Here is a 13783-nt window from a genome sequence, read left to right on the forward strand (position 1 = left end):
CCCCGCGGTTCGCCCCGGGGGTTTTTGCCTATTTGCTTACATGGTGGGATTGCATGAAGTTTGTGAGCCTTGTCAGTAGGTTACAATGAGGGACAAGTTGACCCGTATTTATTAATTCTCAGGTACTTGATGATGTCTCGATTTATCCCCTTGAACCCGAACGAGCATGTGACCCACGGCTGGAAACGCTTTGATTCAATGGCGTTTGCCGAACATGATGTGTGTGCGCCGATTGTGCTGGCTGAGCTGAAAATGCTGTTGCCCCATTACCCCCTTGCGTTTATTCGCAATGGTGAGCAGCGTTTTACTGCTGTTGCATTGCAAGGCGTGTATGCAAAACAAAACCTGATGATCAGCCCTCAGGGAAAATGGCTGGTGCCCTATATTCCGAGTGTTTACCGCGGTTATCCATTCGCGTTGCAGCAGATAGATCAAGCGGGTGAAGCCCGTTTTGTACTGTGTTTTGACAGCGAGAGCGGCTTATACCGAGAAATGCCTGATGCGGGGTCGGGTAACGAGCGTTTCTTTGATGATGACGCGCAACTCACGACTGCGACACGGGGTGTGCTGGACTTTTTGATGCAACGCCAGCGGAGTCAGGCACACACACAAACCGCTACTGATCTTTTGGCCGAGTTGGGTTTGCTCAAGCCGTTGAGTTGGCCTTTTGCCTCGCCAGATGAGGCGCGTACACCGGTGACGGGGCTGTATGGTGTGAATGAACAGGCCCTGAGTGAGCTTAAAGACAATGATCTGGCCCGGTTGGCACGCAGTGATGCCCTGATGTTGGGGCACGCACAGTTGTTGTCCATGCCCCGTTTTGATGTGCTGCACAGGCTGTATCGACTGCACTATCCGCCTGTAGCCGAACCGGCGGGCCTTGATCAAATTGAACAACTGTTTGGTGATAAGGATGATACTCTGAAGTTCAATTTCTGACAGGCTGGGTGTAACGGCTGTCAGAATACTGTAGAGAGGGATATGAATGGAGTTAACGGAAGTGGCTGACCAGCGTGTTCCCGTATTGGGCAGGCTCACAACGGTCTATCATCCACTGGAAGACAGAGTGCGCATCAGTGGTCAAGTATCATCCGATGACGTGGTTGTCATCTGGGTGACACGGCGGCTAATGGACCGAATGGTGCCGGCCCTTGTTGAATGGCTTGAGCAACAGGATGCCGATGTACCTCGCGCTGACCTGTTACAGAGCGTCAAGCAGACGCGTGCTATTAACCAGTTGACGGAGCAAACCCGGCAAGAGGGCAGCACGCCTGTATCCGCTGAAAATGCCGGTACGACCTGGCTTGCTGCAAGTGTTGATGTTCAGCGCAGGCCTGAACAGCTGGTGCTGATTTTCAAGGCTGCGCCTGACGCCGGTGGACGGCAGGCGGCTTTGCCCCTGCGGGCTTTGGCACTCAGGCAGTGGTTGAACATACTGCTTCAGGCGTATTCAAAAGCCGAATGGTCGACAGCCGTGTGGCCAGAGTGGATGCGTGAACAATTACCGGAATTGGCCTTGCCGGCACGGGGGGCGATTCACTGACGCATTCTGATGCGCTGGCTCGGGTGGTCTTGGGCTCAGTTCTTGGTACACTATGTGGCCTGGCTTTTTCGTCAGGCCCTGTACGGACGAATCATGATTCGATAAGGAACGAATATGACAGATAAAACGAAAGTTACCATTGATGGTGTTGAGTATATCTACGAAGAATTGACAGAAGCGGCACGTAATCAGATCACTAATCTGCGTGCTACAGAAGCGGAACTGAACCGGCAACAGGCTCTGTTGGGGATGCTTCAGGCTGCCAGGGTTAAGTATGTTGAGCTCCTGAAATCTGAACTACCGCAGGCCGTCACTGAAAACGAAGCCTAAAACGGCTTGCCAGTACGCATGTGCTCGGCTAATATATGCGCCTCTTTCGTAAGGGGATATCAATGCGAAACGCGCTGGTAATCGGAAACTGGAAGATGAACGGTGAGACTGCGGCCAACCATGTACTGGTTGACTCGCTTGTCGAGTCGCTTAAAGTCAGTCCGGTCGGTAGTGTTGAGGTTGGTATCTGTCCGCCTGCGGTGTATCTGCACTCGGTTGGTCTTCAACTGGAAGGCTCAGTTGTCTCGCTTGGTGCTCAGAATCTGAGCGAGCATGATGCCGGTGCCTATACGGGAGAGGTCTCTGCTCCGATGCTGCGTGATGTTGGCTGCAGTATGGTGATTGTGGGCCACTCGGAGCGTCGCTCGCTGTATCATGAAAATGATGAGCAGGTGGCGGCGAAGACACTGGCTGCCTTGCGAGCGGGCCTGAAACCGATCCTCTGTGTAGGTGAAACTTTGGCGCAGCGCGAGTCTGGTAAAGCACTTGATGTGGTTGCCCAGCAGTTGTGTACTGCGGTATCTGGCCTTGAAGCGGGCGAGTTTGAGCGTCTTGTGGTGGCGTATGAGCCGGTATGGGCCATCGGTACCGGCAAGACGGCTTCGCCCGAGCAGGCTCAGGAAGTGCACGCCCATATTCGGGCAGTATTGGCCAGGGCGGCGGGTGCTGTCGGTCAAAATGTTCAAGTGCTTTACGGTGGTAGTGTTAATGCTGCCAATGCCGCAGAGCTGTTCGCCAAGCCTGATATCGATGGTGGCCTCATAGGGGGTGCTTCATTGAAGGCTAATGATTTTATCGCGATCTGCCGTGCCGCGGCAGTCGCCGGCTGATACGGTATAGATGATGGAAAGTCTGGTTCTGATCGTTCATGTACTGCTGGCTGCTGCAATTATTGCACTGGTGCTGCTTCAGCAGGGTAAGGGTGCAGAAGCGGGTGCTGCCTTTGGTGGTGGTGCATCCCAGACCGTGTTTGGCAGTCAGGGGTCAAAAAGTTTTCTTGGGCGATTGACTGCAGTGCTTGCTGCAGGTATCTTCGCCTCCAGTTTTGCACTGGCCGTTTACGCCAAGCAGCGTGCGGAAAGTGTTAATGACGCGGGTATCCCGTCTGCAGAGCTGATTGAATCGGCAGCAGAACCCCAGCGTGATTTGCCCGAGCTGGATGCAGCGGCGGGCAAGGCAGCGGAATCGGATATTCCGGTTGCCGAGTAAGATCAAACGGTTAAAGCCGAAGTGGTGAAATTGGTAGACACGCCATCTTGAGGGGGTGGTGAGCTATGCTCGTGCCGGTTCGAGTCCGGCCTTCGGCACCATTTGTAAGACAGGCAGGTGTTGTGTATAATGTGCACCTGTTTCTGATGCGGGGTGGAGCAGTCTGGTAGCTCGTCGGGCTCATAACCCGAAGGTCGTTGGTTCAAATCCAGCCCCCGCTACCACTTTCTTTACGTTTAAGCCCCTTTTCAGGGGCTTTTTCGTAGGTGAACAAAAGGGCACCAGGTGCCGCGTCAGAAATGGGTCCTCAGAGACCCATTTTTTGTTTCAGGTACATGCAGAACGAGGTCGTCCTCTGTGTCAGCCAGATTGAAAACGTTGCAGGAATTGATCGAACCGGTCGTGACCGCTCTGGGGCTTGAGCTCTGGGGGCTGGATTTTCACTCCGCCGGTCGTAACAGTACGTTGCGGATCTATATTGACGGTCCGAACGGGGTAAGTGTGGATGACTGCGCCCGCGTCAGTCATCAGGTAAGCGGTATCCTGGATGTGGAAGACCCCATCCCCGAACAGTACATGCTGGAGGTGTCTTCACCCGGCATGGATCGTCCCCTGTATACGCTGGAACAGTTTCAGGCGTATGCCGGTCATCAGGTGCAACTGCGGTTGCGGGTGCCCTTTGAGGGACGCAGAAAATTCAAGGGCCTGCTGAACGGCGTCGAAGGTGACGAAGTTCTGCTGGTTGTCGATGACGAAGAGTATCTGTTGCCGATCGACTATATCGATCGTGCCAATGTGATTCCCCAGTTTTAACACCGGTTTAAAGGTTTGGCGAGGCAGTCGTATGAATAAAGAGATTCTACTGGTTGCAGAAGCTGTTTCTAATGAAAAGGATGTGCCCAAGGCCGTCATTTTTGAAGCGATAGAAGTGGCTCTGGCCACGGCTACAAAGAAACGCTATGACGAAGACGCGGATATCCGTGTTGTAATTGATCGTGCAACCGGCGGTTACGAAACCTGGCGCCGCTGGCTGGTGGTCAGCAATGATGAAGTGCCTGCACTGGGTACTGAACTGACCCTGGAAGAAGCGCTGGAAATCGACCCTAACCTCAAGCCCGGTGATATCTGGGAGGAGCAGGTTGAGTCTGTTGCCTTTGGTCGCATTGCGGCACAGACCGCGAAGCAGGTTATCGTGCAGAAAGTGCGTGAGGCCGAGCGCGCCAAGGTGGTTGAACAGTACCAGGATCGCAAGGGTGAACTGGTCGCCGGTACGGTCAAGAAAGTAACCCGTGACAATATCATTGTGGATCTTGGTAACAATGCTGAAGCGCTGTTGCCGCGTGAAAACCTGATCCCGCGTGAAAGTTTCCGCATGGGCGATCGTGTCCGTGCGGTGCTGCAGGAAGTTCGCAGCGAAGGCCGTGGTCCGCAGTTGGTACTCAGCCGCACCTCCAATGCCATGCTGATCGAACTGTTCAGCATCGAGGTGCCGGAAGTTGCGGAAGATGTGATCGAAATTCGTGCGGCAGCCCGTGATCCGGGTGCCCGTGCCAAGATTGCGGTCAAGACAAATGACGGTCGCATTGACCCGATCGGTGCCTGTGTCGGCATGCGCGGCTCTCGTGTTCAGGCTGTATCCAATGAGCTGGGTGGCGAGCGTGTTGATATCATCCTGTGGGATGATAATCCGGCCCAGCTGGTCATCAACGCAATGGCCCCCGCTGAAGTGGCGTCCATCGTGATGGACGAAGAAAGTCACTCCATGGATGTGGCCGTGGCTGAAGAGGCGCTGGCCATGGCGATCGGTCGCAGTGGGCAAAACGTGCGTCTGGCGAGTGAACTCACCGGCTGGACATTGAACGTCATGTCCGAAGATGAAGCGGCCGAGAAGCAGCAAACTGAAGTGGGTGCCGTGGTGGATATGTTCATCAAGCACCTGGAAATTGATGAAGAGCTGGCCGAAATACTGGTGGCTGAAGGCTTTACCTCCATTGAGGAAGTGGCCTATGTCCCGGAAGAAGAGATGCTCGAAATCGAAGAATTTGACGAAGAGCTGGTTGGAGCCCTTCGTAGCCGTGCCAAGGATGCCCTGATCAATCTGGCGATCGCCAGTGAGGAGCAGCTTGGTGATGCGGAACCGGCAGAAGACCTGCTGAACATGGATGGCATGGAACGTACGCTGGCATTCCAGCTGGCATCCCGGGGCATCGTCACCATGGAAGATCTCGCCGAACAGGCGGTTGAAGATCTGCTGGAAGTGGAAGGTCTGACTGAAGCAAAGGCAGCCGAGCTGATCATGACAGCCCGTGCGCCCTGGTTTGCGCAAGAGCAGTAAACGCCAGCGGAAGAGGAGAACACATATATGGCAGAAGTAACCGTGAAGCAACTTGCCGATGTGGTTGGTGTATCCGCTGAGCGTCTGTTGACGCAAATGCAGGAAGCCGGCATCGGTGCAAAGAAAATTGAATCGAGTGTGACCGAAGAGGAGCGCCTGAAGCTCCTGAGTCACCTCAAGCGCAGCCATGGCGAGAACGTGGATGCGGCCGAGCCCAGCAAAATCACGCTCAAGCGCAAAACCAAGTCTGAGCTGAAGGTCTCTGGTGCTGCAGGCAAGCGCAAGACCGTCAGTGTTGAAGTGCGCAAAAAACGTACTTATGTCAAGCGTTCCTCATTGGAAGAAGACAACCCTCAACCAGCGGTTGTTGAAGAGGTGAAGGTTGCCGCAGAGCCAGTTGCGGAAGTGACTCCTGCTGTTGCTTCTCAGCCAGAGCTGGTGTCTGAGTCTGTTAAGGACGAAGCCGCAGCGCAGCGTACTGAAAACACAGCAGCCCCCGCGGCTGATGAGCGAGTCAAGCCTAAGGCCAAGCCGGCTCCGGTTGCACCTGCACCTGAACCCGAAGTGCTGGCCGAGCCGGTTACTGAAAACCCGCGTCGCAAGGACAAGGAAAAATCGCGTCGCAGTGATGACGATGATCGCCCGCGTCGTGGCAAGGGTGGCAAGGCCGCACGTCAGGACGATACTCGCGGTCGTCGCGGCAAGGGTGGCAAGCGTGCGCCTGCAGGCCGTGGCCGCAGTGGTGGCCCGAACCAGCATGGCTTCGAAAAGCCGACTGCACCGGTGGTGCATGAGGTAAATATCCCTGAGAGCATCACCGTGGCCGAGCTGGCCAAGAAGATGTCGATCAAGGCCGCTGAAGTCATCAAGGTGATGTTCAAGATGGGCGCTATGGCGACCATCAATCAGGTGCTGGATCAGGATACCGCCGTACTGGTGGTTGAAGAGATGGGCCACAAGGCGCGTCCGATGCAGGAAAACGCCATTGAAGACGCTCTGATTGAAAGCGTACAGGCTGCTCAGGGCGAGCAGGTTGGCCGTGCACCGGTGGTGACCGTCATGGGTCATGTTGACCACGGCAAAACCTCGCTGCTCGACTATATCCGCCGCACCAAGGTAGCCACGGGTGAAGCGGGTGGCATTACCCAGCACATCGGTGCCTACCACGTCGAGACTGACAACGGCATGGTGACTTTCCTGGATACCCCGGGGCATGCGGCATTTACTGCCATGCGTGCACGCGGTGCTCAGCTGACCGACATTGTAGTGCTGGTCGTTGCTGCTGATGACGGCGTGATGCCGCAGACCGAAGAGGCGATCCAGCATGCGAAAGCGGCCGGTGTACCTCTGGTGGTGGCCGTCAACAAGATCGACAAGGAAGATGCCGATCTGGACCGCGTCAAGAACGAGCTGGCTCAGCGTGATGTACTGCCTGAGGAATGGGGTGGTGATGTTCAGTTCGCGCATGTCTCCGCCAAGAGTGGCGAAGGCATCGATGGACTGCTGGATGCGATCCTGCTGCAGGCCGAGCTGCTTGAACTGACAGCCGTGAAAGATGCACCGGGTCAGGGTGTTGTGGTTGAATCGCGCGTCGACAAGGGCCGTGGTTCCGTGTCCACCCTGCTGGTACAGAACGGTACCCTGCGCAAGGGCGACATCGTGCTGGCTGGCCTGCATTACGGTCGTGTACGTGCGATGCTGGACGAAAACGGCAAGCCGATCGATGAAGCCGGTCCCGCGATTCCGGTCGAGATCCTTGGCCTTGACGGTACCCCGGATGCCGGTGACGAGTTCACCGTGGTGTCCAGCGAGAAGAAAGCCCGCGAAGTGGCGCTCTTCCGTCAGGGCAAGTACCGCGAAGTGAAGCTCGCCCGTCAGCAGAAAGCCAAGCTGGAAAACCTGTTCGAGAACATGCAGGCCGGCGATGTGAAGTCACTGAACATCGTCCTCAAGGCGGATGTGCGTGGCTCTCTGGAAGCGATCATCCAGTCACTGGAAGACCTGTCCACCGACGAAGTGAAGGTGAACATTGTTTCCAGCGGTGTTGGCGGCATTGCCGAGACCGACGCCAACCTGGCACTGGCCTCTTCGGCGATCCTGATCGGCTTCAACGTCCGTGCCGACAACCAGGCCAAGGCCGTGGTTGAACGCGAAGAGCTTGAGCTGCGCTACTACAGCGTTATTTACGACATCATTGATGACGTAAAACAGGCGATGACCGGTCTGCTGTCACCGGAATACCGTGAAGAGATCGTCGGTATTGCTCAGGTGCGTGATGTGTTCCGTTCACCGAAGCTGGGCGCCATCGCCGGTTGTATGGTGACCGAGGGTACGGTTTACCGTAACAAGCGTATCCGTGTACTGCGTGACAACGTGGTGATCTATGAGGGCGAGCTGGAATCTCTGCGTCGCTTCAAGGATGCCGTGGCCGAAGTACGTCAGGGTATGGAATGTGGTATCGGGGTGAAGAACTACAACGACGTGAAGGTCGGTGACCAGATCGAAGTGTTCGACACCATTGAAGTACAGCGTACGCTGTAAGCGGAGCATCATGGCACGCGATTTCAAACGTACCGACCGGGTAGGGGACCAGATCCAGCGTGATCTGGCCACCCTGATCCAGCGCGAGATAAAGGATCCGCGGCTGGGTATGGTGACCATCAGCCACGTCAAGGTGAGCAAGGATCTCGGCTATGCCGATATCTACTTCACCGTGCTGGCGATTGGTGATCAGACTGAAGCCGAGGTGATCAAGAGTTCACGTACGGTGCTCAATAACGCCGCTGGATTCCTGCGCACGGAGCTGTCTCGCGGAATCAAGTTGCGGGTCATGCCGCAGCTGCGATTCCATTTTGACGAAACCGTTGAGCGGGGGCGTCACCTGCATGGCCTGATTGAAAAGGCCTGGCAGCAGGAGAGCAACCGCCCGGATAACGAAGACGATAACGGGAACTGAAGCATGGCCCGTAAACCAAAAGGCCGCTCAATCAGCGGCCTTTTTCTGTTGGATAAGCCTCAGGGGCTATCTTCCAATGCTGCCCTGCAAAGGGTCAAAAGAATCTATGGTGCCGCCAAGGCCGGCCACACCGGGGCGCTGGATCCTCTGGCGACCGGCCTGCTGCCGATCTGTCTGGGCGAAGCAACCAAGTTTTCCCAGTACCTGCTGGATTCGGACAAGCGTTATCTGACCACTGCAAAACTGGGGCAGCGTACCGATACCTGTGATGCTGAGGGTGAGGTAACCGAAGAAAAGCCGGTTCCTGCAAGCCTCAGCCGAGAGCAGATTGAAGCGTTGCTGGTCGAGCATTTCAGTGGCGAGATCGAGCAGGTTCCGCCGGTGTATTCGGCTCTCAAGCTCAACGGCCAGCCGTTGTACAAGCTGGCACGTCAGGGTGTCGAGGTTGAAGTTAAACCCCGCCGTGTACGGATTCACGAGATCAGGCTGCTGGCGTTGCGCGTGGATGAGGTGGATTTGGAGGTGTTCTGTTCCAAGGGTACCTATATCCGCAGTATCGTTGAAGACCTGGGCGTGCTTCTGGGCTGTGGTGCGCATGTCAGTGTGTTGCGCAGGCTGCAGACCGGGCCTTTCCATGCCGACCAGATGATGACGCTTGAGCAGCTGCAAAACCTGGCGCAACCTCAGGCTGAGGAGGCGCAAAACAGCATACAAAAACGGCTGGATGCGCTATTATTACCGGCTTGGGCGCCGGTGGCCGATTTGCCACGGGTTCAGCTGGAAGCGGCTGAAGCCGAACGACTGCAGATGGGGCAGAGGCTGCGTGTTGACGACCGATTGCCGGAGGCGGATGAGTTTCTGGTATTCAACCGTGCAACCGACGAATTTCTCGGTATCGCCGAGCGCGATGCCAGAGGGGCGCTGAAGGGCAAACGCCTGGTCAGCACCGCCTGAACCGATTTGGCTGAAGCCAAACTGACGCTGTACTGAAAATATGCTCGGTGCAGCGCGTCTATCAATCCGCAGTGCAGGTCACTGTGTGCATATTAACGAGGAGATATACAATGGCACTCTCTATTGAGAAAAAAGCGGAAATCGTTGCTGAATTCGGTCGTGGCGCTGGTGATACCGGTTCTACCGAAGTACAGGTTGCGCTGCTGACTGCGAACATCGAAGGCCTGCAGGGTCACTTCAAGTCGCACAAGCAGGATCACCACTCACGCCGTGGTCTGATCCGCATGGTAAACCAGCGTCGTAAGCTGCTGGACTACCTGAAAGGCAAAGACGCTGACCGCTATCTGGCGCTGATCGGCCGTCTCGGACTGCGTCGCTAAGCAGTTCCACCCTGAGGCCATACTGTGTATGGCCTCAGCTTTATCTACAGCCCGTTTAAGCGACACAATCATCCAGCCTGTACTCACTTGACGACTACCGCAGTCGGCAACTGAGTACTGGCTTGAAAAGAGGGTTGGTTGGTCCGCTGACGGGAATACTCAAACCCGAGGAGTTTCTATCGTGCAAGCGATCAGTAAATCATTTCAGTTCGGCAAACATACCATCACCATCGAAACCGGCAAGGTTGCCCGTCAGGCCACCGGTGCCGTCATGGTTACCATGGATGGCGTTCAGGTACTCTGTACCGTAGTCGGCTCCAAAGAGATGCGTGAAGGTCAGGACTTCTTCCCGCTGTCGGTTCATTACCAGGAAAAATACTACGCCGTCGGCCGTATCCCGGGTGGCTTCTTCAAGCGCGAAGCGCGTCCTTCCGAGAAGGAAACGCTGACTTCACGCCTGATCGATCGTCCGATCCGTCCGCTGTTCCCGAAAGGCTTCATGAACGAAGTCCAGGTGGTCTGCACCGTGATGTCGGCTGACAAGGTCAACGATCCGGATATCGCGGCCATGATTGGTACCTCTGCGGCACTGGCGATCTCCGGCCTGCCCTTCATGGGTCCGATCGGTGGCGCACGTGTCGGCTTTACTGAAGCTGACGGTTACATCCTGAACCCGACCTATGCGGAGCTTGCAACCTCTGAGCTGGACATGGTTGTGGCCGGTACCGCCGATGCGGTACTGATGGTTGAGTCTGAAGCCAAAGAGCTGACCGAAGACGAAATGCTTGGCGCCGTACTGTTTGCGCACCAGGAAATGCAGGTGGTGATCAACGCCATCAACGAACTGGTGGCTGAAGCCGGCAAGCCGAAGTGGGACTGGCAGCCTGCGGCCAAGAACGAAGCCCTGATCGCTCAGGTGCGTGAACTGGTCGGTGCCGGCATTGCATCTGCCTATCAGGTTGCTGACAAGATGCAGCGTCAGTCCAGCCTGTCTGAACTGCGTGCGCAGGCGGTTGAAGCCCTGTCCGGCAGTGAAGAGGGTCAGCCCTCCGGCAAGGAAGTGTCCGCGATTTTCAGCTCGCTGGAAAAAGAAATCGTGCGTAACCGCATTATCGATGGCGAGCCGCGTATCGATGGCCGTGATACCAAAACCGTACGTCCGATCAATGTCGAAATCGACCTGCTCAAGGGTGTACACGGTTCAGCGCTGTTTACCCGCGGTGAAACTCAGGCGATCGCGACCTGTACCCTGGGCACCAGCCGTGATCAGCAGATCATTGATGCGCTGGAAGGTGAGCGCAAGGATCCGTTCATGCTGCACTACAACTTCCCTCCGTATTCCGTGGGTGAAGCGGGCCGCATGATGGGCGCAGGCCGCCGCGAAATTGGTCATGGTCGTCTGGCTCGTCGTGGTGTTGCGGCTGTGTTGCCGACGCAGGAAGAGTTTCCGTACACCATCCGTATCGTATCCGAAATTACCGAGTCCAACGGCTCCAGCTCCATGGCATCCGTTTGTGGTGCCTCTCTGGCGATGATGGACGCGGGTGTACCGCTGAAAGCGCCTGTGGCCGGTATTGCCATGGGTTTGGTGAAGGAAAATGATCGCTTTGCCGTTCTGACCGATATTTTGGGTGACGAAGACCACCTCGGTGATATGGACTTCAAGGTAGCCGGTACCGAAGCGGGTGTTACAGCCCTGCAGATGGATATCAAGATCACCGGTATTACTGAAGAGATCATGGAGATCGCGCTGGAGCAGGCACACGAAGCGCGCAAGCACATCCTGAAAGAGATGGCGCTGGTTATTGGCTATGCACGTCCTGAACTGCCGGATAACGCGCCGGCCATGCAGCTGCTGAAGATCAACCCGGAGAAAATCCGTGACTTGATCGGTAAGGGTGGTGCCACCATTCGCGGCCTGACCGAAGAAACCGGCGCCATGATCGATATCGAAGATGACGGTACTGTCCGCATCTACGCTGATGACAAGGCCAAGGGCAAAGCGGCTCTGGATCGCGTCATGGCGATCACGGCTGAAGCTGAAGTGGGCAAGATCTACGAAGGCAAGGTGGTGCGGATCGAAGAGTTCGGTGCATTCGTTAACATCCTCCCGGGCAAGGATGGTCTGGTCCATATCTCCCAAATCGCCAAGGAGCGTGTTCAGGCCGTGACTGACTACATTAAGATGGATGACGTGGTGAAGGTCAAGGTGCTGGATGTGGATATGCGTGGTCGCATCAAGCTGTCCATGAAAGACCTGATCGAAGACGAGTCTGTTTCCAGCTAAACAGCGTTGTATCGACTTTGAAAAACCCCTGCCGATTTGCGTCGGCAGGGGTTTTTTTATGGTCAGAGCGGTTTGTGTTCCTCTTTCATCACACAGTAGATGCGATAGGCGTAGATGCTCGACATGACGCCCAGAAACTGCGCCAGCAGTGACAGCGCCAGCATCAGTATGCGAGTCTCACTCAACATCTGCCCGATCATCACTTCAGCCAGCATCAATACACCGAAAATCAGTGCCAGCCCCTGCAGAAGTGGCCAGAAAAATTCACTGCTGCTGGCCCAGCTGGCGCGAAGGGATTCCATTGGCCCCTTGCCTTCCATCACGCAGTAGAACTCGGCAAAGGCCAGCCTGATGCCAATGTAGATCCCGGGTACAATGAGTAACAAAAGACCGGTCGAAACCGCCAGGGCTGTCAGAATATACGTCAGCAGCAGGCGTCCCCAGCAGGTCAGGCTGAGGCTGATCGCCTGGCTGGTGGACAGTGTTTGCCCCTGCAGCACCGACTGCATATACAGCAGAGTGGCCCCCCAATAGATTGGCATCAGGGCCAGATCCAGTGCCGAGCTGATGAAGACGCTGCTGGTAGTGCGCGCAGCCTCGGCGGACTCCCCTCCTTGCAGCAGCTGATACTGTACCACCGTGATTAGCAACAGGAAGGGGATCTGAATCAGTGCCAGTCGGCTAAGATGAGTACGGAAAAAGAACAGGCTCTGGCGAAGATAATCGAAGGTCATGAGTGTCCCTGAACAGTTGAATTAATCGGTTTGCGCAATCGAACCAGTTTGAAGCTGCCATTATCGGCCCACAGGCTGATGTCGGCAAAGCGACCAACCGCCTTGCGCTCAAGCGGGATGTGCTGATTGACGACAAAACAGGCGCTGCCCTGTGATGTCAGCAGGCGCTGTGCGGCTGCCAGGAAACGGTCGGTTAGGTCACCATCGACACTGAAACCGCTGTGGAAGGGTGGGTTGCACAGCAGGGTATCAAACTGTTGCCGGATGTTGTCCCCCGCATTGCTGGCCACTACCTCACCTTCGATTCCGGTGCGCCGAAGATTGTGCTGGCAGGCCAGCAGGGCGGCGGCATTATTGTCGGTGCAAACCAGTTCTGTTGCCGGGCCCGCCGCATTCATGGCTAGGTAGCCAAAGCCACACCCCAGGTCGAGCACCGCACCGGACAGTGGCAGTTGTGTTTCCAGCATGGTGGGCAGCTGCTCGATCAGAAAGGCGCTGCCACGGTCGATTTTGTTCCAGCCAAACAGGCCAGGTTTGGCCCAGTATTCAAGTCGCTGATCCGAACAGGCCGAGCGCAGTTCGGCATAACTCTGACTGTCGGGGCACTCACCCCCTTCGCCACTGCGCACTATGCGAGCACACCAGCTGTTGCCCCCGAGTTTGCTCTCAGTGCGGCTGCCTCCAAGGCACGTCTCGGCCTTGCGCACGTAGGTACGAATACCCTCGGCCTTGTCACCCAGCAGAATCAGTTCACCGTTTGGTTTGAGCAGGCGTTTTGCCGCGCCGATCAGATGGTGTACCACAGCCTTTTCCTTGGAGACCCGGTACAGGATCGTGTTAAAGCCCGCACTTGGCAGTGTTCCGAGTTCAAAGTCATTGAAACGGGCGTGCCAGCCCTGCTGTTGGAGCTGCTCAATCACATCGAAACGGTTGCCAACTACCTCTACTGACGGGTTCGGACGGCAGCGTGGCAGCGGGTTTTCATCCACCAGCCAGAGGGCTTGAGCGCTCAGACGGCTGAGTTGCTGTTCCAGTTCGCGGGCAATGGGATCCAT

General features: G+C 56.1%; 14 protein-coding genes and 2 tRNA genes. 14 read left to right on the plus strand and 2 right to left on the minus strand.

Annotation, left to right across the window (positions count from 1 at the left end; all coding sequences use genetic code 11):
• The first annotated feature begins 132 nt into the window (after window positions 1-132).
• The 14 genes from ABIE61_RS11585 to pnp all read left to right on the plus strand — a co-directional run bounded on the left by ABIE61_RS11585 (window position 133) and on the right by pnp (window position 11994).
• Window positions 133-939 carry a SapC family protein gene (locus ABIE61_RS11585; RefSeq protein WP_354409631.1) on the plus strand — a complete coding sequence of 269 codons (807 nt, stop codon included), beginning with the start codon at window positions 133-135 and terminating at the stop codon, window positions 937-939.
• Window positions 940-985: 46 nt separating this feature from the next.
• A complete protein-coding gene (locus ABIE61_RS11590; RefSeq protein ID WP_354409634.1) occupies window positions 986-1543 on the plus strand; it encodes a hypothetical protein in 558 nt (185 codons plus the stop codon).
• A 114-nt stretch (window positions 1544-1657) separates the two neighbouring features.
• Window positions 1658-1873: a hypothetical protein gene (locus ABIE61_RS11595; protein WP_354409637.1), complete on the plus strand. Its 216-nt coding sequence runs from the start codon at window positions 1658-1660 to the stop codon at window positions 1871-1873.
• 62 nt (window positions 1874-1935) lie between these two features.
• The gene (gene tpiA, locus ABIE61_RS11600) at window positions 1936-2703 is read left to right on the plus strand and encodes a triose-phosphate isomerase (protein WP_354409640.1); all 768 of its coding nucleotides are present in this window, start codon (window positions 1936-1938) and stop codon (window positions 2701-2703) included.
• A 13-nt stretch (window positions 2704-2716) separates the two neighbouring features.
• The gene (secG, locus tag ABIE61_RS11605) at window positions 2717-3082 is read left to right on the plus strand and encodes a preprotein translocase subunit SecG (RefSeq protein WP_354409643.1); all 366 of its coding nucleotides are present in this window, start codon (window positions 2717-2719) and stop codon (window positions 3080-3082) included.
• 15 nt (window positions 3083-3097) lie between these two features.
• Window positions 3098-3183, plus strand: a tRNA-Leu gene (locus ABIE61_RS11610).
• A 46-nt stretch (window positions 3184-3229) separates the two neighbouring features.
• A tRNA-Met gene (locus ABIE61_RS11615) sits at window positions 3230-3306 on the plus strand.
• Between the two features lie 133 nt (window positions 3307-3439).
• Window positions 3440-3895, plus strand: a complete 456-nt coding sequence (rimP, locus tag ABIE61_RS11620; protein WP_091827658.1) for a ribosome maturation factor RimP — start codon at window positions 3440-3442, stop codon at window positions 3893-3895.
• 31 nt (window positions 3896-3926) lie between these two features.
• Window positions 3927-5417 (plus strand): transcription termination factor NusA, encoded by a 1491-nt coding sequence (nusA, locus tag ABIE61_RS11625; RefSeq protein ID WP_354409646.1) that lies wholly within the window; start codon window positions 3927-3929, stop codon window positions 5415-5417.
• Between the two features lie 27 nt (window positions 5418-5444).
• A complete protein-coding gene (infB, locus tag ABIE61_RS11630; RefSeq protein ID WP_354409647.1) occupies window positions 5445-7958 on the plus strand; it encodes a translation initiation factor IF-2 in 2514 nt (837 codons plus the stop codon).
• Window positions 7959-7968: 10 nt separating this feature from the next.
• A complete protein-coding gene (rbfA, locus tag ABIE61_RS11635) occupies window positions 7969-8373 on the plus strand; it encodes a 30S ribosome-binding factor RbfA (RefSeq protein WP_206836725.1) in 405 nt (134 codons plus the stop codon).
• A 3-nt stretch (window positions 8374-8376) separates the two neighbouring features.
• Window positions 8377-9327 carry a tRNA pseudouridine(55) synthase TruB gene (gene truB / locus ABIE61_RS11640; RefSeq protein WP_354409650.1) on the plus strand — a complete coding sequence of 317 codons (951 nt, stop codon included), beginning with the start codon at window positions 8377-8379 and terminating at the stop codon, window positions 9325-9327.
• 110 nt (window positions 9328-9437) lie between these two features.
• Window positions 9438-9707 carry a 30S ribosomal protein S15 gene (gene rpsO / locus ABIE61_RS11645; RefSeq protein ID WP_354409653.1) on the plus strand — a complete coding sequence of 90 codons (270 nt, stop codon included), beginning with the start codon at window positions 9438-9440 and terminating at the stop codon, window positions 9705-9707.
• A gap of 181 nt (window positions 9708-9888) precedes the next feature.
• Window positions 9889-11994, plus strand: coding sequence for a polyribonucleotide nucleotidyltransferase (gene pnp, locus ABIE61_RS11650; protein WP_354409656.1), 2106 nt, complete (start codon window positions 9889-9891; stop codon window positions 11992-11994).
• Window positions 11995-12056: 62 nt separating this feature from the next.
• On the opposite strand, the gene ABIE61_RS11655 is transcribed toward pnp, so the two are convergent.
• The gene (locus ABIE61_RS11655; protein ID WP_206836716.1) at window positions 12057-12728 is read right to left on the minus strand and encodes a YciC family protein; all 672 of its coding nucleotides are present in this window, start codon (window positions 12726-12728) and stop codon (window positions 12057-12059) included.
• A complete protein-coding gene (locus tag ABIE61_RS11660; protein WP_354409659.1) occupies window positions 12725-13783 on the minus strand; it encodes a class I SAM-dependent methyltransferase in 1059 nt (352 codons plus the stop codon). The genes ABIE61_RS11655 and ABIE61_RS11660 overlap by 4 nt, the downstream gene beginning before the upstream one ends.

The organism is Marinobacterium sp. MBR-111, from assembly GCF_040547585.1.
Lineage (GTDB): Bacteria > Pseudomonadota > Gammaproteobacteria > Pseudomonadales > Balneatricaceae > Marinobacterium > Marinobacterium iners.